Source organism: Sulfurospirillum diekertiae, from assembly GCF_011769985.2.
In the GTDB taxonomy this organism is placed as follows: Bacteria; Campylobacterota; Campylobacteria; order Campylobacterales; family Sulfurospirillaceae; genus Sulfurospirillum; species Sulfurospirillum diekertiae.
In genome coordinates this window covers 2,191,654-2,215,934 of record NZ_CP039734.2, presented here as the reverse complement: position 1 = coordinate 2,215,934, position 24,281 = coordinate 2,191,654, and the positions used below count along the sequence as shown (strand labels likewise).

General features: G+C 42.4%; 24 protein-coding genes. 17 read left to right on the top strand and 7 right to left on the bottom strand.

Going from position 1 to position 24,281, the window contains the following annotated elements; translation table 11 throughout:
• Positions 1–19 precede the first annotated feature (19 nt).
• A complete protein-coding gene (locus FA584_RS11290; protein WP_167749522.1) occupies positions 20–433 on the bottom strand; it encodes a pyridoxamine 5'-phosphate oxidase family protein in 414 nt (137 codons plus the stop codon).
• 94 nt (positions 434–527) lie between these two features.
• Between FA584_RS11290 and FA584_RS11285 the strand changes: the two genes are divergently transcribed.
• On the top strand, positions 528–1,220 hold the full coding sequence (locus FA584_RS11285) for a rhodanese-like domain-containing protein (protein ID WP_167749521.1): 693 nt from the start codon (positions 528–530) through the stop codon (positions 1,218–1,220).
• 16 nt (positions 1,221–1,236) lie between these two features.
• Here the strand turns inward: FA584_RS11285 and FA584_RS11280 are convergent, their stop codons facing one another.
• Positions 1,237–1,665, bottom strand: coding sequence for a bacteriohemerythrin (locus tag FA584_RS11280; RefSeq protein WP_096047318.1), 429 nt, complete (start codon positions 1,663–1,665; stop codon positions 1,237–1,239).
• A 116-nt stretch (positions 1,666–1,781) separates the two neighbouring features.
• Here FA584_RS11280 and FA584_RS11275 point away from each other — a divergent pair, with 116 nt between their 5' ends.
• The 3 genes from FA584_RS11275 to FA584_RS11265 are packed head-to-tail and all read left to right on the top strand — an operon-like array spanning position 1,782 to position 7,445.
• A complete protein-coding gene (locus tag FA584_RS11275; protein ID WP_167749520.1) occupies positions 1,782–2,924 on the top strand; it encodes an efflux RND transporter periplasmic adaptor subunit in 1,143 nt (380 codons plus the stop codon).
• Complete coding sequence (locus FA584_RS11270) at positions 2,921–6,049, top strand: efflux RND transporter permease subunit (RefSeq protein ID WP_167749519.1); 3,129 nt, start codon at positions 2,921–2,923, stop codon at positions 6,047–6,049. The genes FA584_RS11275 and FA584_RS11270 overlap by 4 nt, the downstream gene beginning before the upstream one ends.
• Positions 6,042–7,445 carry an efflux transporter outer membrane subunit gene (locus FA584_RS11265; RefSeq protein WP_167749518.1) on the top strand — a complete coding sequence of 468 codons (1,404 nt, stop codon included), beginning with the start codon at positions 6,042–6,044 and terminating at the stop codon, positions 7,443–7,445. Before FA584_RS11270 ends, FA584_RS11265 begins: the two co-directional genes overlap by 8 nt.
• Before the next feature lie 19 nt (positions 7,446–7,464).
• Here the strand turns inward: FA584_RS11265 and FA584_RS11260 are convergent, their stop codons facing one another.
• From FA584_RS11260 to FA584_RS11250, 3 genes are all read right to left on the bottom strand, one after another.
• Positions 7,465–8,973, bottom strand: a complete 1,509-nt coding sequence (locus FA584_RS11260; RefSeq protein ID WP_167749517.1) for an MFS transporter — start codon at positions 8,971–8,973, stop codon at positions 7,465–7,467.
• A gap of 123 nt (positions 8,974–9,096) precedes the next feature.
• A complete protein-coding gene (locus FA584_RS11255) occupies positions 9,097–10,269 on the bottom strand; it encodes an MFS transporter (protein WP_167749516.1) in 1,173 nt (390 codons plus the stop codon).
• A 246-nt stretch (positions 10,270–10,515) separates the two neighbouring features.
• Positions 10,516–11,409 carry a helix-turn-helix domain-containing protein gene (locus FA584_RS11250; RefSeq protein WP_167749515.1) on the bottom strand — a complete coding sequence of 298 codons (894 nt, stop codon included), beginning with the start codon at positions 11,407–11,409 and terminating at the stop codon, positions 10,516–10,518.
• 118 nt (positions 11,410–11,527) lie between these two features.
• On the opposite strand from FA584_RS11250, the gene FA584_RS11245 reads away from it, so the two are divergent.
• The 4 genes from FA584_RS11245 to dut are packed head-to-tail and all read left to right on the top strand — an operon-like array spanning position 11,528 to position 15,176.
• On the top strand, positions 11,528–12,925 hold the full coding sequence (locus tag FA584_RS11245) for a PhoH family protein (RefSeq protein ID WP_096047313.1): 1,398 nt from the start codon (positions 11,528–11,530) through the stop codon (positions 12,923–12,925).
• The gene (locus FA584_RS11240) at positions 12,922–13,695 is read left to right on the top strand and encodes a UDP-2,3-diacylglucosamine diphosphatase (protein WP_096047312.1); all 774 of its coding nucleotides are present in this window, start codon (positions 12,922–12,924) and stop codon (positions 13,693–13,695) included. The genes FA584_RS11245 and FA584_RS11240 overlap by 4 nt, the downstream gene beginning before the upstream one ends.
• Entirely contained in the window at positions 13,680–14,462 is a 783-nt protein-coding gene (locus FA584_RS11235) for a patatin-like phospholipase family protein (RefSeq protein WP_096047311.1), read from the top strand. The genes FA584_RS11240 and FA584_RS11235 overlap by 16 nt, the downstream gene beginning before the upstream one ends.
• A 15-nt stretch (positions 14,463–14,477) precedes the next feature.
• Positions 14,478–15,176 carry a dUTPase gene (dut, locus tag FA584_RS11230; protein WP_087439311.1) on the top strand — a complete coding sequence of 233 codons (699 nt, stop codon included), beginning with the start codon at positions 14,478–14,480 and terminating at the stop codon, positions 15,174–15,176.
• 101 nt (positions 15,177–15,277) lie between these two features.
• On the opposite strand, the gene FA584_RS11225 is transcribed toward dut, so the two are convergent.
• A complete protein-coding gene (locus FA584_RS11225; protein WP_087439310.1) occupies positions 15,278–15,817 on the bottom strand; it encodes a 6-carboxytetrahydropterin synthase in 540 nt (179 codons plus the stop codon).
• A gap of 175 nt (positions 15,818–15,992) precedes the next feature.
• On the opposite strand from FA584_RS11225, the gene FA584_RS11220 reads away from it, so the two are divergent.
• The 5 genes from FA584_RS11220 (at position 15,993) to FA584_RS11200 (ending at position 20,953) form a co-directional block, all read left to right on the top strand.
• Complete coding sequence (locus tag FA584_RS11220) at positions 15,993–17,456, top strand: NAD(P)/FAD-dependent oxidoreductase (RefSeq protein WP_167749514.1); 1,464 nt, start codon at positions 15,993–15,995, stop codon at positions 17,454–17,456.
• 172 nt (positions 17,457–17,628) lie between these two features.
• Positions 17,629–17,778, top strand: coding sequence for a hypothetical protein (locus tag FA584_RS11215; RefSeq protein WP_162494884.1), 150 nt, complete (start codon positions 17,629–17,631; stop codon positions 17,776–17,778).
• A 142-nt stretch (positions 17,779–17,920) separates the two neighbouring features.
• Positions 17,921–18,499 (top strand): 7-carboxy-7-deazaguanine synthase QueE, encoded by a 579-nt coding sequence (locus FA584_RS11210; RefSeq protein WP_087439308.1) that lies wholly within the window; start codon positions 17,921–17,923, stop codon positions 18,497–18,499.
• Positions 18,499–19,179 carry a 7-cyano-7-deazaguanine synthase QueC gene (gene queC, locus FA584_RS11205; RefSeq protein WP_096047310.1) on the top strand — a complete coding sequence of 227 codons (681 nt, stop codon included), beginning with the start codon at positions 18,499–18,501 and terminating at the stop codon, positions 19,177–19,179. The genes FA584_RS11210 and queC overlap by 1 nt, the downstream gene beginning before the upstream one ends.
• A 58-nt stretch (positions 19,180–19,237) precedes the next feature.
• Positions 19,238–20,953, top strand: a complete 1,716-nt coding sequence (locus FA584_RS11200; RefSeq protein ID WP_167749513.1) for a sensor histidine kinase — start codon at positions 19,238–19,240, stop codon at positions 20,951–20,953.
• Between the two features lie 21 nt (positions 20,954–20,974).
• Here FA584_RS11200 and FA584_RS11195 read toward each other — a convergent pair whose 3' ends face one another.
• Positions 20,975–21,538 (bottom strand): NAD(P)H-dependent oxidoreductase, encoded by a 564-nt coding sequence (locus tag FA584_RS11195; RefSeq protein WP_096047308.1) that lies wholly within the window; start codon positions 21,536–21,538, stop codon positions 20,975–20,977.
• A gap of 124 nt (positions 21,539–21,662) precedes the next feature.
• Between FA584_RS11195 and FA584_RS11190 the strand changes: the two genes are divergently transcribed.
• Genes FA584_RS11190 through FA584_RS11175 form a run of 4 tightly spaced genes read left to right on the top strand, consistent with a single transcriptional unit; the run spans position 21,663 to position 24,279 of the window.
• On the top strand, positions 21,663–22,010 hold the full coding sequence (locus FA584_RS11190; protein WP_087439304.1) for a winged helix-turn-helix transcriptional regulator: 348 nt from the start codon (positions 21,663–21,665) through the stop codon (positions 22,008–22,010).
• Between the two features lie 2 nt (positions 22,011–22,012).
• Positions 22,013–22,336, top strand: a complete 324-nt coding sequence (locus FA584_RS11185) for a DHCW motif cupin fold protein (RefSeq protein WP_228448219.1) — start codon at positions 22,013–22,015, stop codon at positions 22,334–22,336.
• Positions 22,337–22,357: 21 nt separating this feature from the next.
• A complete protein-coding gene (locus tag FA584_RS11180) occupies positions 22,358–23,707 on the top strand; it encodes a DUF2157 domain-containing protein (protein WP_167749512.1) in 1,350 nt (449 codons plus the stop codon).
• The gene (locus FA584_RS11175; RefSeq protein ID WP_167749511.1) at positions 23,704–24,279 is read left to right on the top strand and encodes a GDYXXLXY domain-containing protein; all 576 of its coding nucleotides are present in this window, start codon (positions 23,704–23,706) and stop codon (positions 24,277–24,279) included. The genes FA584_RS11180 and FA584_RS11175 overlap by 4 nt, the downstream gene beginning before the upstream one ends.
• Positions 24,280–24,281: the final 2 nt, after the last annotated feature.

The window sequence follows — 24,281 nt, the reverse complement described above, 5'->3', positions numbered from 1 at the left end:
ATGTAAAAAGATTTGGCACTTAATTGGAGGCAAAAAACTCCAATTTTTTGCCAAAGCCCAGTGTATTGTCCGTAAATTTGAGATACGTAATCTCAATACTCCATAAATGCGGATTCATCGCGATGGCGTAAGGAAAGCGTTTTAAATAAGCTTTTTTTTCTGCTTCGTTTGCTTCTCTAAATATTCCCGTAAACTGTACCCCTTGAATTTTCCCAACGAGTTTTGTCTCGAGTGCAACACTGCCTGCTACATGCGTATTTTCCAGCGCTTCGCGTCCATGCCTAGTTTTCTCATCGGTGGCAATGACAAAGGTGGCATTTTGCTCGACAAACGCATAGAAACAGGTCGCGCAGTAAGGGAGATTGTCTTTGCAGGTAGCCACGTTGAGAAGGTGATGTTTTTTTAAAAAAGTGGTAATGGCAGGCTCTAGCATAGGTATCCTTTGGGGAAAAGTATAACATATTTTCTTTCTCTCTTTTAAATTTTAAATGGGTTAATATAAACCAATTTACTCTAAGGAGCAATCGATGCGTTTTATTCTTGTATTATCTTTTTGGGTGGGTGCCCTTTTGGCTGAAAATCTTTCAACGTTGCAACATTCGGGTGTTAAAACAACGCATGTGATGAGTGATGGCAGTACGAAGGAAGTTTTGATTGAGCGTACCATTTCTCCATCATGCACTAACGTTGGAATTAATACAGAGGATGTTTTTAGTGGAAACTATGCAGGCAAAGGTGTACCAGCGGCTTGTCAGAAAAGTTTTGTCACCACCGTGGGTAAAATTCAGCCGATGATCTTTGCCCCAGGTATCATGACGGTGGGTGAACTTGAGGTATTGGATTTTATTAAAAACAAAGTCAATGTCTCTCCTGATGCTTATATTTTAGTGGACGCACGTAAACGTGATTGGTATGAACAGATGACCATTCCAAGTGCGGTTAATATCCCTTTTGATGAGATCGAATACGATGCTTCGATTCCTGAAGATTTTGAGCGGATTCAAAAACTATTAGGGTTTAAAAAAGTGGGAGAGACGTATGATTTCACGCATGCAAAAACAGCACTTTTGTTCTGCAATGGTCCATGGTGTGCACAGTCTGGTTTGGCAATGACGCAGTTGATCAAACTGGGGTATCCTAAGGAAAAATTGTTGTGGTACCGAGGTGGTTTGCAAGATTGGTTGCTCTTTGGTTTGAGTGTTATCAAACCACACCCCTAAGCGTTACATGTAAAGCTTACGAAAGAGGTGCGTGAAGGTCATCTTCGCTGACGGTGATGCTTTTGCGCCACTTCTCAATTTTAAGATCATTCTCCAAAATATGTTCAACAAGCCATTTTTGAGCAATCATTTTCATGCTTTTTTGAAGTTCGACGATTCCCTTTTTCTCTTTAAGAATTTTTGTCATTCCTAAAATAATGCTTTCATGAAATTTTTTATGGTGTTCAAAAAGAGGATAATCAATACTTTGCATATACGCCTCTTCTTCTTTAAAATGTTTTGCCATATAGTCAAAAAACTGTTTAAAAAGCTTCGAAAGTTCTGTCTTATCGGCATTATTGGGATCGAGTCCTTGCACGGTGTTTGCCAGATCGAAAAGTTCTTGATGCTGAAGGTCTAGTAGTTCATGATGCACGCTATAACGTTCATCCCATTCAATAATCACGCATATCCCTCATACAATAATTTTCACGCTATTTTAGCATGGTTTGCCTCTTTTTGGGCAAGGTTTGGTTAACATAGAAGGGATAAAATACCGTAACTATTTTGCAAGGAAATGTGATGATAATCCATATATTCAAACCACTTCTCTTTATGCTACCCCTTTTATGGCTTGGTTGTTCCGATACTCGCTCAAAGTCAGCGATGAAACCAATGCAAGCAGAAGTTGGTGTTTATACTTTAAGTGAACAAAGTGTGACGCTCACCAGAGAGCTCCCCGGACGTACAAAAGCAACCCTCAGCTCTGAAATTCGCCCGCAGGTGGGCGGTATTATTCAAGCGCGCCTTTTTGATGAGGGTGCTTTTGTTAAAAAAGATACGGTGCTCTATCAAATTGATCCTTCCAGCTATCAAGCGGCATTTGACGAAGCGAAAGCTGCACTTAAAAATGCGGAAGCCACGCTTGAATCGACACGTCTTAAAAGCGAGCGTTATGCGGATCTTGCCAAAATAGATGGAGTCTCTCAACAAGACAGGGAAGATGCCCAAGCTGCTTATTTGCAAGCGGTTGCAACGGCAGAAGGGAAAAAAGCGTCTTTGCAGAGTGCACGCATCAATTTAGAATACACAAAAATAAAAGCACCGATTAGCGGGCGAATCGGTACTTCAAGTGACACAGTTGGCGCACTGGTGACGGCGGGTCAAACCACAGCACTCGCCACGATACGCGTGCTTGATCCTATCTATGTGGATCTGACGCAGTCTAGTACACAGCTGTTGAAGCTTAGAGCACTTTTGGCACAAAAAGGGGTGACCCATGGCAGTGCGGCACTCTCTCTTAAACTGGAAGATGGTACGGTCTATCAGCATAGTGGTACACTTCAATTTCAAGAGATAGCGGTCGATGAAAGTACAGGCTCGGTGACGCTTCGTGCAACTTTCCCCAATCCTGAGGGCATTTTGCTTCCGGGGATGTATGTAAGAGCGGTTCTTGATGAAGCGGTTGATGCCGATGCTGTTTTAGTACCACAACAAGGGGTTCAGCGAGACCCAAAAGGCAATGCTACGGCACTGATTGTGACCGCGGAGAATAAAGTAGAAAAACGTGTTTTAACCACAGATCGTGTTATTGACGATACATGGCTGGTAAATAGTGGTTTAAATGCGGGAGATCGCGTCATTGTCGAAGGCTCAAATAAAGCGCGTGTTGGTGATAGTGTTAAAGCGGTTGATGTCACCACAACGTTAGGTAAAGCGAAATGATCGCACACTTTTTTATCCATCGTCCCATTTTTGCATGGGTAATTTCCATTGTCATCATGTTAGCAGGTGCGGGCTCTATTCTCTCGTTACCGGTTGCTCAATATCCTGATGTAGCGCCTCCTACGATTCGTATTGATACGACGTATATGGGAGCTTCTGCTCAAACCGTTGAAAATAGCGTCATTCAAATTATCGAGCAACAACTTACAGGGCTGGATGGTCTTTTATACTTTTCTTCGAGTAGTAGCTCTTCGGGAAGTGCTCGCATTGATGTGACATTTCAAAAAGGAACGGATGCCGATACCGCACAAGTACAAGTGCAAAATAAAGTCGCCCAAATCACGACACGCCTTCCAAAATCTGTTCAAAATGAGGGGGTACGTGTCACCAAAGCTCAAAATGACTTTTTGATGATTATCTCTTTGTATGATACCACCGATACGAAAACGTCGGTTGATGTTGCCGATTATCTGCTCAGTAACATGCAAGATCCGATTGCACGGCTAGATGGTGTGGGTACGGTGCAAGTCTTTGGGGGTCAGTATGCGATGCGTATTTGGCTTGATCCCAATAAACTTGCCTCCTATAGTTTGATGCCCTCTGATATTAGCAATGCCATTACCGCACAAAATGTGCAAGTCTCCGCAGGTAGCATCGGAGCATTGCCCGCCTCCAATGAGCAACAACTCAATGCGACTGTCACGGCAAAATCGCAACTGCAAACACCTGAAGAATTTTCCAACATCATCGTTAAAAGCGATAGCAATGGTGCCGTTGTTCGCTTAAGTGATGTTGCGCGCGTGGAACTGGGCAGTGAAAGTTATACCAGCGTCACCAGACTCAATGGTCATCCCGCTTCGGGTCTTGCCGTTATGTTGGCCCCCGGTGCTAATGCCCTCTCCACCGCGGATCGTATTAAAAATACGGTGGCAAAGATGGAACCTACCATGCCAGATGGCTACAAAGTTGCGTACCCAAGGGATAGCACCAAATTCATTCGTATCTCCATTGAAGAGGTGGTGAAAACCCTTTTTGAAGCGATTTTACTCGTTATCGTGGTTATGTTTGTCTTTTTGCAAAATTGGCGAGCTACCCTCATTCCTGCCATTGCTGTGCCCGTTGTTCTTTTAGGAACTTTTGGTGTTTTAGAGGTTTTTGGTTACTCCATCAATACCCTCACCATGTTTGGCATGGTGCTCTCCATCGGTCTTTTAGTCGATGATGCGATTGTTGTGGTGGAAAATGTTGAACGTATTATGCGTGAAGAAAAACTCTCTCCTGTGGAAGCGACGGAGAAATCGATGCGGGAGATTACCAGTGCTCTGATTGGTATTGCCACAGTGCTCTCTGCCGTTTTCTTACCCATGGCATTTTTTGGAGGCTCAACAGGGGTTATTTACCGTCAATTTTCCATTACGATCGTCTCTTCGATGATACTGTCTGTGATTGTGGCATTGAGCTTGACACCAGCACTGTGCGCTTCGTTGTTAACCCCGCATGTTGCAACGCACGGGCACGGCTTTTTTGGGTGGTTTAACACAACATTTGATGCACTCATTGAGCGTTATAAAGGCAATGTAAGCTCCGTGATTGCTACACCGATACGGTGGATGCTTCTTTATGGCATCATTGCTTCTGTGATGGCACTGTTGATGGTGCGTCTTCCAACGGGCTTTTTACCGAGTGAAGATCAAGGCAATAGTATGGTGCAATTTAGCCTGCCTGAGGGAGCTTCCTTTAAGCGAAGCAACGCTGTTGCCCGTGAGATAGAACGTTACTTTGTTGAAGAAGAATCCAATAATACCGAAGCGATTTTTACGATTTCAGGATTTAGCTTTAGCGGTGGCGGTCAAAATGCCGGTATGGCGTTTGTGGCACTGAAAGATTGGAGTGAGAGGCCAGGTGTCGAAAATAGAGCCGATACCATCTCTAATCGTGCAACGATGAAGCTCTCTTGTGTGCGTGATGCACAAATTTTTTCACTCAACCCTCCCGCAATTCAAGGACTAGGGCAAAGCAATGGTTTTGACTTTCAGCTTCTTGCCCTCTCCGATACCGATCGCGAAAAATTTAAAACCTTTCGTGACACATTGATGGACAAGGTACAGCAAGAGGGCATGTTTACGGCGGTGCGTTTGGGAAGTTTGGGAGAGACGCCGCAGCTCAAAGTTGAGATTGATGAGGCGAAAGCGGTTGCGCTTGGGCTTTCCTTGAGTGATATTGATACGACACTCAACTACGCATGGGCGGGTAATTATGTCAATGATTTTGTGGATCGTGGACGTGTTAAAAAAGTGTATCTCCAAGGCGATGTAGCGTTTCGCTCCAAGCCTGAAGATTTGGATCAGTGGTATGTTAAAAGTAGCAGTGACGTGATGACGCCTTTCTCCTCGTTTGCTACAACGAGTTGGAGTTATGGCGCGCAAAGCTTAACACGGTATAACGGATTGGCTTCGTACGAGATTCAAGGCTCTCCTTCTTCTGGCATTAGTTCAGGCGTGGCGATGGACAAGATGGAAGCACTGCAAGAAGCTTTACCAACAGGCACAAGCTTTGCGTGGAGTGGGCTCTCGTATCAAGAGAGGTTATCGAGCGGACAGACGGTTAAACTCTATGCCATCTCCATTTTGGTTGTCTTTTTATGCTTAGCGGCACTTTATGAGAGTTGGGCGGTACCGTTTTCTGTTTTATTGGTGATTCCTTTAGGGGTGTTTGGCTCGGTTCTTGCGGCATCGCTTCGAGGTTTGGAAAATGATGTCTATTTCCAAGTTGCTCTTTTGACAATCATCGGACTCTCTTCTAAAAATGCCATTTTGATTGTGGAGTTTGCCGAGGCTGCTTACAATCGTGGAGCCACCCTGATGGATGCGGCAGTGGAAGGTGCGAAACTCAGACTAAGACCTATTTTAATGACCTCTTTGGCCTTTATTGCAGGTGTTCTTCCCTTAGCCCTCTCTACGGGGGCCGGGGCAAACAGTCGTATCTCTATTGGTACGGGTATTGTAGGAGGAACACTCAGTGCCACCTTCTTAGCCATTTTCCTCGTACCCCTTTTCTTTGTGTTGGTGCGTGGAATGTTTCCAAAACGACAGGCACGGCTGGCAAAGGAGGTTCTGGATGCGTAACGTAAAAATAAATCACATCGGCATGGTGTTAATCCCCTTCTTCGTGAGTGGATGTGTTTCATTGGCTCCTGAGTATGAACGCCCTAGCGCACCCGTTCCTCACACATGGGAAATGAACGTCAAAGAGAGCAATCAAAGCGTGTTGGATATCTCATGGAAAGCGTTTATTCACGACGAGAGGCTTTCACATGTTGTCGCGCAATCTTTAGAGCAAAGTCGTGATTTGCGTAAAGCGGTTGCGAACATTGAGGCGGCACGCGCGATGTATCGTATCCAAAGAAGTACTGAATTCCCGACCATTGAAGCAGATGCATCGGGCTCCAAAGCGCGCACCGTTACAGGAGCCAATAGCACAGCCATTTCTCAAAGTTCTTCTGCAACGATAGGGCTCAGCAGTTACGAATTAGACTTTTTTGGTAAAGCGAGAAATCTCAGCGAAATAGAGCTTGAAACGTATAAAGGGGTGGAAGAAGCAGAACGATCGGTTCGCATTACCCTTATTGCTGAAACCATCAGTGCATGGCTGACGTATGCGTCCGATCAAAGCCTTTTAACCCTCTCTAAACAGACAGAGCAGAGTGCAAAGCGCTCTTTAGAGCTTGTTCAAAAAAGGGTAGAACTTGGTATTGATTCTAAAGTATCGCTGTACAGTGCCCAAACGATTGTTCAACAGGCAAAAGCAGATATCGCAAGCTATACAACCAAAGTAGCGCAAGATCGTGCTGCACTGGAACTTTTAGTAGGTGGACGTGTGGAGGAACGCTTGTTACCAACAGAGTTAGATACGACATCGCAAAACTGGTTAGCCGATGTGCCGGTGGGGCTCTCTTCGGACATTTTACTTCAACGTCCCGATGTGTTGGAAGCGGAGCACAATCTAAAAGCCGCCAATGCCAATATTGGTGTCGCCAGAGCGGCATATTTTCCCTCCATTACATTGACAACTAAAGGTGGGCTTGGCTCAAGTACGCTTTCAGGCTTGTTTAGTGGCGGTACGTCTACCATCTGGTCGTTCGTGCCTAACATCTCTTTACCTCTCTTTGATGCGGGCGAGAGAGATGCTACGTTAGATTATGCCAAAGCCAAACGAGATGGGTATGTGGCAACGTATGAAGCTGCTATTCAAACGGCGTTTAGTGAAGTGGCCTCTGCTTTGGCACGGCGTGCAACGATTTTTGATCAATATACGGCACAAGAAGCGTTAGTGGAAGCCAGCAAGCAGAGCTACACGCTTTACGATGCGCGTTACCAAAAAGGGGTTGATACCTATTTGAATGCACTTCTCGCACAACGCTCTTTTTATAGCTCACAGCAATCCCTCATCTCTGTGCGTCTTGAAGAGCTCAGTAACCGTGTGACGTTGTACCGTGTTTTAGGCGGTGGATTAGCGCACTAAAATCTTTACATGTAAAGATTTAATGCGCTTCGTTTTTCATTGTTTTAGGCAAGAGCCAAATGGCTAATAGACCACTCATTACAGAGATAAGACAGCCAAAAATCATAGTGTGGTGGACTCCTTCAATAAAGGCTTGATCCACAAGGTGAAGAAGATTGACCTCAAGTGCGTCATCATTGAGCGAAGTGATGGCAGTATGCGCAGCTTGGATTGAGGTTTTGAGCGCTTTTAAAAGTGTGAAATCCACCTCAATCTCTTTTACATGTAAAAGATAAATGCGGTTAACGTAACTGCCCAAGATGGCAATACTCATGGCGGCTGAAAGCTCAATGGTCGTGTCATTGAGCGCACTTCCCACTCCCGCTTTTTCTTTGGGAATGGAGCCCATAATCGAATCGGTTGAAGGTGGCATGGAAAATCCCATTCCCAAGCCTTGAATGAAAAATCCACCTAAAATCGCCCACAGAGGCATATGCACATCAATCGTAAAGACAAAAACAGCCATTCCGAGTGCCGAAATGATCATACCCCCACCAATGCTGAGCGGTGTGCCATACATTTTGACAACATCGGGTGCAAACTTAGAGCCTACCGCGACACCCAGAGTCATTGGCATAAGCAGTAAACCTGCTTCCAAAGCGCCGTAACCTTGAACCGTTTGAAAGAGTTGCGAGAAGAAAAACATAGAGCCCACCATCCCAAAGACAATAAACGCGATCGCAAAAGAGGGAATCGTGAAGGTGCGTTTTTCAAACAGCTCAAAGGGAATCATCGCGTGAATACAATGTCTCTCCCAAAAAATAAAAAAAGCGCCAAAGATCAGCCCAATGATAAGACTGATGCGCACGCTTTGATCACTCCAACTGCTCACACCCGCTTCGATAATGCCATACGTCAGTGCAAATAAAAACAGCACGCACAGTACCATCCCCAGTATGTCTGCTTGAGCGCTTTTATTGTGCGATTCGGGCAAAATCCACGAAGCATAAAAGAAAGCGACCACGCCAATAGGAAGGTTAATAAAAAAGACCCAGTGCCATGAGGTATACTCTAGGATGAAACCGCCGATGAGCGGTCCTAATCCTTGACTGAGCCCAAAGATCATCGACCAAAGCCCTATGGCTTTCATGCGCTCATCCGAGTCTGTAAACATATGCGTGATGATAGAGAGAGTGGAAGGCATAATGAATGCCGCGCCAACACCGCTCAGACTGCGAAAGAGTATCAGTTCTAACGTTGAGGTTGAAAGTCCCGCTCCCAAAGAGGCGAGCACAAAAAGTACAATGCCGATTTTAAGAAATCGCTTACGCCCAAACTGATCACCCAGTGCGCCAATCGTAATTAAAATAGAGGCAAAAAAAAGGATGTAAATATCGACAATCCATTGGAGTTCACTCATACTCGCTTTTAAATCAGTTGAAATGGAGGGAAGGGCGACATCAAGGACGGTATTGTCGAGCGTAATGATGGACATGGCAAGGCAGAGTGCGCCAAGACCTGCCCATCTTTTTTCATGGGTATAAGGCATAAAGGTATTCCTAAAATCATAAAGTGTAATGAGTGTTACAAAGTAGAATCATACCAAAGATCAGCTTAGCCATGAATCTTTGGTATGAGAAGTGAAGGTTTAGAGCTTTACATGTAAAAGAGGTTAGGCCGCTTTGTCGTGTTGTGTAGACAAAGCAGCGTAAATAATAATGGCCAAAGAGACAACACTTAAGCTTAGGAGTTGAATGGTCACAAGCTCCCAACCGCCATGTTCCCAGCAATACACCCCAATGAACGTTCCAAGCGCACCACCGACAAACATGGAGCTCATGTAGGCAGTATTGATTCGGCTGTGCGCACTTTCATCAAGCGTGTAAATTTGCGCTAAGTTATTGATCTGTACGGCTTGAAATCCGATGTCAAGGAGCAGGGTTGCTACGATGAAGGCGGCGAGGCTGGTATCAAACCACTTCATCAGTAAAATACTAACTACAATCATTCCCACGGAGAGCATTTTAGTAAAGGTTGGGTTGATCTTGTCGGCCACTTTTCCAATATACGGCGCAAGCAGTGCTCCTGCAACGGCAAGCACACCAAAAAGACCGATGATATCGCTGTTGAAATTAAAAGGGGCAAGGCTCAGTTTAAAGGTGAGAGTTGTCCAAAATGAGCAAAAAACACCAAATAAAATCGTAATCAAAAGCGCATTACTTCTTAAAAGCGAAAAGCGTTTGAGTTGGTACACGGAAGAGTAGAGCAAGGATGCGTAACTTTTGGAAAAATTGGGTTCAATGCTTGGAAGCGTTTTGGCAACCATCGCCATGCAGGCAAAAACAAGCGCGGCGGAAAGCGCAAAAACGACATGCCAGTTACCAAACCAGTCGGTAATGTAACCACTCAGTGTTCGAGCAAGCAAGATGCCTGTGAGTAAACCACTAAAGATAGAACCCACTACTTTACCTTTGTCTTTGCCACTCATCGCCGCTGCCATAGGAATGACGATTTGCGCGGAGACGGCAAAGAGTCCTACTAAAAGGCTAAGCGCGTAGAGCACATAGATGTTTTCCACAAAGGAGAGCCCAATAAGGGAAAGTCCCAATAAAAAATGCGAGAGTAAAAGGAGCTTCTTGCGATCCATTTTATCTCCTAAGGGGCTTACAAAAAAGAGCCCTAAACCGTAGCCGATTTGCGCAAAAGTGGGCAGATTGCCTACCGCTAAAGCGCTTACATGTAAATCTTGAGCGATGATATTTAAAATGGGTTGATTGTAGTAAATATTCGCCACATTGATGCCCGCAACCGCCGACATCACGTAGATCTGTTTTGGTGAGATCATTTTTTATCCTTATCTGTTTAATCTAGTGAAATCATACACGATAAGGAAGATTTCTTTCATGCCTCATTCAAGCGAATCATTGCGCAAATCAAACAATAGACTTTTTTCATAGCCCATTAAAAAAAGAGTATCGCTTATAGCACATCACTTTTCAAAACTAAAAACATCGCCATAGCTTTGGCTATGACTCAATTTTGAGTTTCAAAAATTAACGCACTCTAAGCAATCTCTTTATCTTTTTAAGGGCTATGAAAAAAGTCTGGTTTGCCCAATGCGGTAATTTTGCGGTGTTTGATTGAGCTTTTTTTTGAAAAAGTTAATGAAGTGAGCAGACTCTTCATAGCCTAAGGCGTAGGCAATGTCACCCACACTCCACGAAGAGTGTTTGAGTAAAATCTTGGCTTCTTCCAAAACGCGCTGTGCGATGCGCTCGGTGGTTGTTTTATCACTCACCTCTTTGAGGGTTCGGTTGAGGTGATTGGGATGAATATTAAGAAGTCTGGCAAAATCACTGGGGTTTTTAAGCTCAAGTCGCTCATAGGGCGAGGTAATCGGGAATTGCCTTTCAAGCAGTTCGTTAAACAGGGTATCAATTTTGCGTTTTTTATCGCTTTGCACATCAGGAATTATTCTTGCAGGCTCCATTTTAAGGGCGATATGAATGAGCTCCATCGTCCAGTTACGCAACAGATCATCCCTGTAAGCGTACGTGGAGTCAATTTCTCCTAGCATCTTTTCAAAAAGGGCTTCCACCTCTTTGGCGGTTGCTTCATTGAGCAAAAACAGTTTTGGGTGCTCAGGTTTGTAGATGGGGTAGCTTCGAAGTGCTCCGTGGTTGTAAAAAAAGGCTTCGGTGAAAATGCAAAAATAACCGCACTTTTTGCCATCGAGTGACTCCCAACTGTACGGCACTAACGGGTCTGAAAACATAAGGGCATACTGGTCGCTTTGCAGGGTTTTATCGGCGTAATGCACCTTATGTTTGCCCTTTAAAAAGGTGATTTTAAAGTAATCCTTGCGACTGTAAGGAATTTCAGCGCACTCTTGCCTTGTGAAGACATTGAAGTGCCCGATGCCATTATGTAAGTCTTGGGGCAGGGGATGGGTGATTCGTTTGTAAAATGCTTCCAGTGTTTCCATAAAATAATTATACATAAATTGTTTTACATGTAAAAATTTTTGCTCAATAAAACAACACCCCTTTTGTTACCAAGTTGATATAATGTTTGCATAGAATTATCGCATGAAAGGGAGTCAGATGTCAGTCAACAAAGTTTATGTGCTCGATACCAATATTATCTTGCACAATACCAATTTTATCAAAGAGTTGTGTGATGGCGGCAACAACATCATTGTGATCCCAGAAACGGTGCTTATAGAGCTGGAAGATTTTAAAAAGAACTTCACAGAACTTGGGTACCAAGCCAGAAGCTTTGCTAGGATGCTGGCTTCGTGTAAAGTCATTGAAGTGGACAGTGGGGAGCCCTTCCGCGTTGTCAAGATGCAGTACGAAGAAGATATTTCCATCCATCTTTTTTCCAAGACGATCTACACGTCCGATATAGACTCGCAATTTATTAATGAATCTAACGACAAACGTATCCTTGAAGTGGCTGCGGGTGCTCAAGAGTATTATCCTGATTATAAAGTTATTTTTCTCTCATTAGATGTGTATGCGCGTATGTTTGGACTTTTTTACAATGTCACCGTAGAGTCTTTGAGAGAAGATCGAAGCGATGTGCCAGAGTTTGAGTTTGTTAAACAGCTTCCTGTTGATTCAGCCCTTTTCAACACACTCGATAAAAAGCTGATCAGCGAGTATGACCCTGAATATAAAAGTGGAAACTACTGCTACGAATTTATCAGTTCTGATGGCAATTCAGAACATGCTATTATCTCTCCAGGTGGCATTATTCATATGCTCAATGAAGAGTTGGACTTTAGAGGCTTGGAAATTAAACCGATCAACCTCAAACAAAAATTTTTTATGAAAGCACTGCTTTCCAATATGTACGACATTCATGTCATCGATGCACGCGCAGGTAGCGGTAAAACCTTGATGGCTTTTGTTGCGGCGATGCGCTTGGTCACTAAAGGGAGTTACGAGAAGATCGTCTATGTGCGCAATTCCATTGAAAGTGTTGACAAGGGTGCGGATGTCGGGTACCTCTCTGGCAATGATGAGAAGTTTAGGATTTACAATATGGCGCTCTATGACACATTGGAATTTATTGCTAAAAAGAAGATGAAAAAACGTGACAACTCCCAAGAACCGCAAGTGGCGATTGAGAAAAAAGTACAAGAGATGATCACCAAGTACAATATCGAAAAACTCTGGCCGGGTGAGGCGAGAGGACGAACGCTTTCCAATGCCATTGTGATTTTAGATGAGTGGCAAAACAGCTCCAACAATACCACGCAGCTCATCTTGTCCCGTCTGGATAATAACTGTAAAGCGATTGTGATTGGCTCAAACCGACAGATTGATAACATGTACTTAAACCGCTTTAACAACGGTTTGACCTCACTGCTCAAACAGACCAAAAAAGAGCAGACACACATCTCACTCTTTGCGATAGAGTTGGATAAATCGGTACGAGGTAAGTTCTCACACTTTGCGGATGATATTTTTGGGGACGGCGACAAACACAAATGACCAAATACGAATTTTCAGGGGATGAAGACCCGATAGCCTTTCGCTCGATCTTTATCTCCGACCTTCACTTGGGAACGCGTTTCTCACAAGCGGAGGAGCTTTTGGATTTTTTAAAATTTACAAACAGTGAAAATCTCTATTTAGTGGGTGACGTGATCGATGGTTGGGCGATTAAGCGTAAAATCAAATGGGCACAGTCGCACTCCGATGTGATTCAAAAGATTTTACGAAAAGCCCGAAAAGGGACGAATGTTTTTTACATCACCGGCAATCACGATGACTTTTTACGTTCCTTTTTGCCGTTAGGGTTGGGCGATCGCATCGCGGTTGTCGATGAAGTGGATTATACAAGTCTCAACAACGAGCGATTTTTCATTACGCACGGTGACTTTTTTGACTCGGTTACGATGACCAAACGGTGGCTTGCCATCTTGGGTGATTTGGGGTACGACCTTTTGCTCAATGTTAACCAACTTATTGGTTGGTTTCGCAAGAAAATGCGCTATCACAGCCACTGGTCACTCTCCAAATACGTCAAAGACAATGTCAAAAGCTCCATCTCTTTTATCACCGATTTTGAGCATATTCTCAGCGAGCATGCCAAACGCAATAACTACGATGGGGTGATTTGCGGGCATATTCATAAGGCGGAGATTCGCGATATTGAGGGGATTAAGTACCTGAATTGTGGCGATTGGGTTGAGTCTTGCACCGCAATAGTCGAAACCTTAGAGGGTGAATTTAGGATTATACGATGGCTGGGACATTGAAAATATCCTTAGCCCTTTCGGGCGGTGCGGCAAGGGGGGCATTTCATCTGGGTGTCATTGCTGCAATGGAGCGAAACAATGTGGAGATAGCCGCTGTTTCAGGCTGTAGCATTGGTTCGGTGATTGCCGCCGGTGTGGGTTCAGGTGTCAGTGCTTTTGATCTGTTGCGTATCGTTAAAAGCAGAGCCTTTCGCAAAGTGTTTCATTTTAACTATTTTCGCAAGGGACTTCTTCGCATCAATGAAAAAGCAGCTATTCTGAAAGAGATCGCCCCTATTGAGCGTTTAGAGCAGATGAGCATTCCTACTTTTATGACATGTGTTGATCTCCCTCATGGCGAAATCGTCCGCTTTAGCCATGGCAATACAATTAACCTTGCCATCGCAAGCTCCGCGCTCATTCCTATCTTTCGCCCCATCACTTATGATAATTACACGCTTATTGATGGTGGTTTTATGGATAACCTGCCTGTAGCACCACTTTTAGAGCTTCCTTATCCTGTGGTGAGTGTTAATTTGTTTCCTTTACATGTAAAGCAAAAAAGTAACTTTTTTTCCAGTTTTGAGCGCGCTATTTATCTCTCCATTTTGGCTTCATCGAAACAGCAGATAGAGCAGAGTGATCTGTGCATTAGCGATCCCACACTCAATGATTTTGGATTGTTTACTTTTAGACAAATAGATGCTTGTTTTGAGCTTGGATATCGCAAAGGCAGTGAATCCATTTTGACTTTTATGGCGCAAAAAAGTATAATGAAACCCTTTTAAGATCGAAGGAATAGAATGACAAGTAAAGATTATTTAACGCAAATGTTTGCGTTACAGCAAAAACTGAACGACGAAACCAATGGTATTGGCTGGGAAAATGGCTATACCAAACATAACCGCATGATTAACTGGAAGCGATGTATTTATATGGAGTGTGCGGAACTCATTGATAGTTTTAGTTGGAAACATTGGAAAAACATTAATAAACCGACCGATTGGGACAATGTCACCGTTGAAATCGTTGATATTTGGCATTTTATTATGAGCCTGTTATTGGAAGATTATAAAACGAACAACAGAGGCGATATTGAACAACTTGTTTTAGATGTGTTGGATGTTCAGGGATTTGAAGCATTTACCAAAGAACCACTCTCTATCGGTATGGCTGTACCAATGGAACTGGTCAATGACATCGAGAGCATCATTCACGATACGACAGGTTTTGAAATGGATCTTTTTGATGGACTGTTGAAAGAGTATTTTACACTTTCAAGAAAATGTGGCATCAACCTTAAAGTGCTGTACAAATTCTATGTGGCTAAAAACGTGCTTAACCAATTCCGCCAAGATCATGGCTACAAAGAGGGACATTACATCAAAGTGTGGAATGGTAAAGAAGATAACGAAGTGATGCTTTCATTGCTTCATGGCGAGTCTGCTCCCACTGTGGATGCGCTCTATAAAAAACTCGAAAAGGTCTATCCAAAGGCTTAAAAGCACTGAAAGTGCGCGGGCTTGACTTCAAAGAAAACCCAGTGTTAACGTAGTCTTTAGAGCTTTGCTCTAGAGGCTACGTTCAGCGTTCGGGTAGAACGCTAATGGTTGTAAACGATACTTCGGCTTTTTGGGGTTTCTAAAAATTCTACATGCGAGACTTCCACTCCCAAGCGACTCATCTTTTTCGCAATGATTTGAAGCAGCCACGTTGAGATGTTCTCACTGGTTGGCACAAAATCAACGATAATATACCCCTCATACATTTCTACAAGATAATTTGGCTCATGCGCTATAAAAGAGAGATCGGGTGTTTTATAACCACTTTCATGGGAAAGTAAATTCTGTTTGTCAGCAAAATGAGGCAATAAGGTCGCAAAGAGTGGGTCGTGAATGTCAATGATGAATTTATGATCTAAGGTATTGTCTAAAAAGAGTTTAAACCAGTTCAGATGATGAAAGTCTGTCACCATACCATTTTTGAGTTCATTACTTTGTAAAAAAACGATAATTTTGCCTTGATGTCCATGCAAGTGACGGCACGCTAAGCACCCACTGAGGGAAAATTCAGCATCCAGCTCTTGTGACCAAACGCGGTGCCCATAACAAAAATCGAATTCTTTACTGATTTGCCATAACATTGGTTATACCCTTTTACATCGAAAAATATCTTAGGAATGATACCAAAATATAGCTGTCAAAAAAAGTAAACCTTTTTTAAACCTTAAATAACTTCGGATTTGTAATAGTACAATTTTATTTTATCTTTTCTTGTTATACAATCAAAAAGTTTTACATTTTTTATAAGGATAATTGATGGCTAAAGTTGTTATTTTGGGTGGTGGTGTTGCAGGGCATACCGCCGCACAGTTTGCGCGAAAATGGCTCAATCGAACTCATGAAGTTGTGGTTGTAACCCCTAATAGCAAATGGAATTGGATTCCATCGAACATTTGGGTAGGTGTTGGTCAAATGGATCAAGAGGAAGTTCTGTTTGATTTGGCACCCATTTATGCAAAAGCGGGCATTACCTATATTCAAGCAAAAGCACTTACTATTCACCCTGAGGGCACAGTGGAAAATAGTAAAAATTTTGTTACCATAGAACACACTGGTGCAAATAAAGAGGGCGAAAAAGAGGAAATCACGTATGATTATCTCATCAATGCCACAGGACCACGGCTCAATTTTGCAGCAACAGAAGGTTTAGGACCGGACAATGGCTTTACTGTTTCCGTTTGTACGGCTTCACATGCTAAACATGCCGCAGATGAGCTTGAAAAGATTATCGAAGCATTAAAAAAAGGTGAAGAGAAAAAGATTTTGATTGGTACAGGTCATGGAATGTGTACCTGCCAAGGTGCAGCGTTTGAGTACACGTTTAACGTCGATCATCGCTTGCGTGCTGAGGGTGTTCGTGACAAAGCGACCATCACTTATATCTCTAATGAATATGAACTCGGTGACTTTGGTGTAGGCGGTATGCACCTTAAAATGGGTGGTTACATCACCAGTGGCAAAGTCTTTGCAGAATCTTTATACGCCGAGCGTGATGTCAAATGGATCACGAGAGCGCATGTCAATAAAGTTGAAAAAGACAAAGTCCATTACGAAAATCTTGCAGGCGAAATGAAAGAAGAGACGTATGACTTTTCTATGCTCATTCCTCCATTTGCAGGGGCTGGTATGAAAGCATACGATAAAAATGGAGAAGACATTACCTCTTCTATGTTCAATGCGGGTGGTTTTATGTTTGTTGATGGGGATTACTCAAAAGCAACAGCTCCGTATGAAACATGGGATGCGTCTGATTGGCCAAAAACATGTCAAAATCCTAAATATAAAAATATTTTTGCGGCAGGTATTGCCTTTGCACCACCGCATATCATCTCTAAACCGATGAAATCTCCTAATGGCACACCGATCAATCCAACACCTCCACGAACAGGAATGCCTAGTGCGATGATGGGAAAAGCGGTTGCTGCAAGCATCGTTGATATGATAGGGGGTGCGAGTGCACCAACCCATACCGCGTGTATGGCGGAAATGGGTGCAGCGTGTGTTGCGAGTGCTGGTAAAGGGTTGTTCTCAGGAACCGCTGTTGCGATGACCATGTATCCGATTATTCCGAATTATAAAAAATATCCTGATTATGGTAGAGATTTTGGCGGTACTTTTGGTGAAATTGGTCTTGCTGCCCATTGGGTTAAGCATCTTTTACACCATGCATTTATCTGGAAAGCCAAAATGAAACCTTTTTGGTCCATTATCCCAGAATAAAGTGCGTTAGCGTAGCATGAGAAGCTTTGCTTTGAGTGCGAGACAAAGTTCCATAAGAACTTAAAAGCATCGAAGATGCACGGGCATTGCGCCAAGCAAAACTCAGTGTTAACGTAGTCTTTAGAGCTTTGCTCTAAAGGCGTGACAAAAAATGAAAACAAAGGAGAATAGTATGAAATTAACACCGTATTCACAAAATGCTTTTACACCGATTCCTTCAAAGTTTACACTTTTTAGAAGAACCTGTGTGATTTGGCAAGTGATAAAATTTATTATGATCAACATCCGAATGACCATTCTAATTATCAAATCACATCACTAAAAAGCTTACATGTAAACCTACACGCCTCTTGTTAATCTTAAAACAAGAGGCACTTTTTCAAATAATCTTCTAATCCATTTCATATTATAATGTTACACAATAGATAATAATGTTTTGAAACATTATTAAGGAAAAGGGTGGCATGCTAAAAGTCGTCGATATATTTTATTCTATTCAAGGAGAAGGTGCACATGTGGGCGTTCCTTCTATTTTTATTCGACTGTATGGGTGCAATCTCACCTGTTCCTTTTGTGATGAGTTCTTGCACAAAGGAGAATATGAAAGTCTTAGTTTTGATGAGGTGTTAACACGTATTAAGCCTTATCCTGCCATGAATGTCATCATTACAGGTGGCGAGCCGAGTATTTATAATCTTAATGGTTTTATTGATTATTTGCAAGCGTATATGTATGCTGTTTCTGTCGAAACGAATGGCTATAATTTTTCCAACATTGCGAGTGCTAACTGGGTGACCTATAGCCCAAAAGATTGGGATAAAATTGAAAAATATGGCTACGATGAGATTAAATTTGTGGTGAGCAAAGAGTCTGCAGTTGAAAAAATACTTGAATTTTCAAGCTACAAACCCATCTTCATTCAGCCTCAAAATGAGATGGATCGACCCAACAAAGAAAATGTTGCTTTTTGTGTGGAGTTTGTCAAAGAACATCCACAATTTATCTTGAGTGTGCAGTTGCACAAGTTTTTAGGAGTGGAATAATGGGAAAAATTGCTTCCAAAGCATTAGTGGTCTTTAGTGGTGGACAAGACAGTACGACTTGTCTGGGTTGGGCAAAGAATCGTTTTGATAGTGTTGAAAGCATTACGTTTGATTATGGCCAAAAGCATCGCGTGGAAATTGCGCAAGCTGAGAAGATCGCCAAAGCGTTACATGTAAAAAATACACTGCTCAGCTTAGATGCCTTTTCACAACTGAATGATTCGGCTTTAATTGATGGTACGCAAGATATTGGCGCACATCATAGAACGCATACCAATCTCCCTGCTTCCTTTGTTCCCAATCGCAACGCGATCTTTTTTACACTTGCGCACGCATTTGCGCAAAAACAAGGTATTGAGCATATCATCATTGGAGTCAATCAGACCGATTATTCAGGGTATCCTGATTGTAGAGAGCCTTTTGTAAAGGCGCTTGAACTTGCCCTTAATCTTGGAAGCGAAGCCAACATCACTTTCCATTACCCGCTTATGCACCTCACAAAAGCTGAAACCTTTGAACTTTCACACCAAGAGGGTGTCTTAGAACTCGTCATCGATGAGTCACATACATGCTATAATGGTGTCCACGATAAAAAGCATGCATGGGGCTATGGTTGTGGCGAATGTCCTGCATGTGTGCTACGAAAAGCAGGATGGGAGACCTACGCGAAAGGTAGGTGACGCCCTTTACATGTAAAGCATGTTATGCATTATTTGCATATTAAAAAGGAGTGCCGCGATGAGTGTGAAGTCCTCTTTTTTCTTCTTGACAATGTTAACTTTTTTAGTGGCTATTGGTGTTGAAGCTTTCATTTGGGTGAATGAACGCGACAATGTCAATGCAATGGCTAAGCAGAATGCCCAAGAGATCGTTCAAGGGTTCAAACAACTTTTAATTTTAAAATCAGACTCTTTTAAAAAACAAGCACTTGATTATGCTGCGTGGAACGACCTTGCCAATTTTACCGATACGAAAGATCCGCAATGGGCTGAAGATAACCTTAGAGCAAGCATTGTACAATTTGGTATCGATGGAATGTATATCTTGGATCAGAACAAAAAAATCCTCTTTTCCGAATCCAATAAACCTTTTTTAGAGGCGATTGAAACGCTTATCCCTTTTGCGGTGTTTGATACTGCCAATGCGGGGCTCTTACACTTCTATGCCAAAGTACCGCAGCAAGGAATTATAGAATGCTATGTTGCGCCGATTCATCGTATTGATGAGACTATTGCTCAAAACTCTTTAGCGAAAGGGTTTGTTCTGATTGTAAAGCATTGGGATGAAGCATTTTTGGAAGAGCTTAGTGGCTATGGAATTGCAGAGGCACGTTTAAGTGCAATTCAAAATGACGATGACTATAACACCGTCCATGAAATTCCTTTAAGTGGAATTCAAGGCGAGAAAGTAGGCACACTCTATTTACATATTCATAATCGAATGAGTGAAGTGTTGGATCGCTATGGTAAAAAAGAGTTGAAGCTGACCATTGTGCATACGGTTATTTTGATGATCGTTTTTGCCCTTTTGATTGCAAAATTTATCTCTTTTCCTTTGCGAGACATCACAGTTGCGCTCAATGCTAAAAATAAAGAGCCTTTACGTAAATATTTGCTCAAAGAGAATGAATATGGTGCTATTTCAACAGCACTGTGCGAGTCCTTTGATACAAAAGAAGAGCTAGAATATCTCAATAAAAACTTGGAAAAAAAGATCGATGAAGAAGTTGCGAACAGCAGACTTAAAGATCGAATGCTCTTTCAACAAGCTAAACTGGCAGCCTTAGGAGAGATGTTGGGCAATATCGCGCATCAATGGAGACAGCCGCTTAATACCATTAGTGTGGTTATTAGCAAGATTTATCTTGATAGCCAAATGAAAAAACTCACGCCTCAAAACCTTGAAGACGAGATTGTAAAACTAAGAAGTTTAATTCAAAGTATGTCATCAACGATTGATGATTTTAAAGATTTCTTTTTAGCAGACACGGGAAAAGTTCTGTTTTCAGTATCGAAATGTATTGAAGAGAGTATTCGGATGAACGATGGTGGCATTGCCAATCGAGATATTTTATTTTGTGTGGATTGTCCGCAAGAGATTGCGCTGAATACTTTTAAGAAAGAGCTGGGGCATGTCCTTTTAGTGCTGATTCACAATGCAAAAGAGGCGCTTATTGAGCGGCAGATTGCTCATGGTGAAATTACCATTAAGGGGTATGAGCAAGAGCACTATGTCATTATTGAAGTTTCAGACAATGGAGGTGGTGTGACGGATGAACAACTTCCTCATGTTTTTGATCCATTTTTTACCACAAAAGATCCGACACGTGGCAATGGTGGAGGGCTTTATATGTCCAAACAGATTATTGAACAGACGATGCAAGGCTCCATCAATGCAACCAATGAGCGAGGTGGGCTGTTTATCACAATTGTATTGCCCAAAGATGAGGCATAAAAGGGGCATGCCCCTTTTGGTTTACTCTGCTAAAAATTTGAAAAGGGAAGTGCTCCAGTCATCTGTATGCAAGATGGTTTGGTAGGTTTTAACATCCTTTGCAAGCGCTTCTGCGGTGAGTTTCATCGCCCCATAAGATGCGAAAATCCCTTTAAATTCCATCCCTGTAAAGACAATGGTTGAGTAAAGCGGTCTTAAGTATTCACTGAGCGTAAAGTTATTGTACGCACCTGCTTGGTAAGCGTACTCAGGTGAACCCACACTCACAATGATTTTGCTCTCTTTTCCTGCCAGTTTGCTACCCTCTGGGCCATATGCAAAACCATATCCCAAAACTTTATCTTGCCACTCTTTTAACATAGCAGGAGTGCTATACCAGTAGAGTGGAAATTGGAAAATGATGCGATCATATTGGACTAAAAGGGCTTGCTCTTTAGCAACATCAATAGCCTCTACGGTTTTATACGTTGCATAAAGATCATGTACGGTGATATTTGGCTCATTTTTGATGCTCTCAAGAAGTGCTTTGTTGACTTTGGACTCCGTGATGTTGGGGTGTGCAAAAATAATCAATGTTTTTTTCATAGTATCTCTCCTAAAAATTTAGAAAAATATACCTCTTAACACCTTAAAGTTTATTATAGAATAAAAAGTAAGTAAAGAACAAAAATGGTGATTATGGTATAATACAAATTAAGAGGTGACAACAATGATAACAACAGACGTAAAAGAGTTGCAATGCCCTGTAGCATTGACATTGGACATTATAAACGACAAAAGTAAAATATTTATCGTTTATATATTATTAGGCGGACAAAAAAGATTTAAAGACATTTGTGAAGCTTTTTCACAAGTGACACAAAAAACAGTGACACAAAAACTTAAAGAGTTAGAAGCCGATCATATTATTGAGCGAACAGTTTTTGCTGAAGTGCCTCCTCGTGTGGAGTATGCGCTTAGCCCTATCGGTTTAGAGCTTAAAAAAGTGCTTGACTCTATGCACGCATTTGGCGAAGTTTATGCCGCAAAATATGGCTGTAAAAGAGATGTAAAGTGAATATGACCAACATCCCTTTTGGCACAACCGATTGGGAAAATGTTGAAAAAGTGGAACACAAAGGAGAGAGTGGAAGTGCCTTTTGGCGTACGAAACAGTGCGGAAGTATTCGCGTGCGTATGGTTGAATACACCGCAGGGTATAAAGCCGATCACTGGTGTCAAAAAGGGCATATTCTTTTGTGTTTAGAGGGTGAACTTTATACGGAGCTTAAAAATGGAGAAGTTCACGTTCTTCAAGCGGGTATGAGTTACGAAGTGGCAGATGAGACGATGGCACATCGTTCGTATACACCAAGTGGAGCTAAGCTTTTTATCGTTGATTGATCTTTACATGTAAAGGTAGTTATGAGCAAAGAAACTTACCAATGGCTTGAGAAAGAGCTGCCTTCTTGGGTTCAAGAGGGTATTGTTACCGATGAAGGCGCACAGGTACTTTTGCGTCGTTATGTGGGTGAAAAAACGTCTTCTCGCTCTTCAGGTATCGCGTTTAGTCTGCTAGGATTTGCGCTTGTAGGATTGGGCATTATCTCCCTTTTAGCCTACAATTGGGATGCGTTGGGACATCTGGAGCGTACACTGTTCGCCATTGTTCTTTTAGTGGGAGCACAAACGTTTAGTTTTTTTGTGAAGCGCTACAAGCCAAACAACACAGCGTTACTAGAAGGGAGTGGCATTTTTTGGTTTTTGATGATGGGCGCATCGTTGGCGATCATTGGACAGACATACCATTTGGGCGGTACGGTGTTTGATTTTCTGAGTATTTGGCTCTTACTCTCCTTTGGTATTGCATGGTTGCTTCCTTCTTCGGGTGCCGCTTTTTTACAGATCTTTTTGTGGACAGTTGTGTGGATCAGTCATCGAAGTGACTTAAGCACATTGCTGGAAATGAATACAGACTCTTTTCTCAGCACATGGGCACTATTAGGAATTATGCTTTGTTGGCTTGGCTACTATGTGTGGCAACTGAGAACAGCAAAAAATGCCAATGGTACCTTGCTCCTTAGTTGGGGACTTGCGATCTCACTTTTTCTTGTTTTTCTTGTTGAAATCTTAACGCAAACGCGTGCTATGCCTCATTTACGTAGCATGGTGAATTATTTTGCACTTTTCTTTGCACTGTATTACATGGCAGGAATGCTGTATCTTTCGCATGGTGAAAAAACATGGCAACGTCCTTTTGAACGCATCGGAAAATTTGGAGCTTTGTTCTTGGTACTGACTCAGGTTTCATTTCGAGCACGAATGTGGCTGGATGGGGCGGATTCAATGATTCAAGCACCTAGCCAGATGGGTTGGCTGGCAATCAGTCTAATCGTGCTTTTTGTAGCACTGTTAGTGCTATTTTTACAAAAGGTTAAAAAGGTTCCCGCCGAAGTGCTTGTCATACTGACCCCTGTCATTTTCTTGATATACACACAGCTTCAAAGTCATCACGAAGTATCTGCTTTGGCTTCAATGCTCTTTATCAATGCTTCTTTACTCTTGGGGGCTTCGTGGATGATTGTATGCGGTGCCAAAGAGGGGCGTTTAGGACTGATCAATCAAGGGATGATTTTAATCGCATTAACGGTTTGGATTCATTTCATGGATGCTAAGTTTGATTTGGTAGCTAAAGGTGTGGCATTTATTGTTACAGGCGTATTGTTTTTAGTGATCAATGCTTTTGTACGACGAAAGTTGAGGGCAAGCGTATGAAAAATATGAAACTCCTCTCGTGGATTTGTTTTGGGCTTCTGTGTGTAGTACAACTTGGCGTCATTGTTTTTCAGATTATGAGTTATGAGCGCATTCTCAAAGAAGGTGAAGTCTTTTATTTGAAAGTATCGCCACTTGATCCGTATGATCCATTTCGGGGACGCTATGTTACACTTCGTTTTGATACGGCTACAAAAGCACCTCTCGCTGAGGATGAGACTATGAGAGAACATTCTAAAGCGTATGCCATTTTTGAACACAGTGATCAAAAGGATAGCATCAAAGAGATACGCTTTACAAAGCCACTGAGTGGAAATTTTTTGGAAGTGAATGTTCATCCTCTCTATCAAGGTATGACTCAAAAAGAAGATCTCTCAAGACTTGTCTCTTTTTCATTACCATTTGATCGTTTTTACATGCGTGAGGAATTAGCACCAAAAGCTGAAAAAGTTTTAAGACAAAATAGCGGAATAACGGTGAGAGCAAAGCTTAGAATTTTAGAGGGTAAAGGGGTAATCGAGGATTTAATGGTCGCAGATACCCCACTGAGTCAATTTGTTCTTGAGAAGTAAAC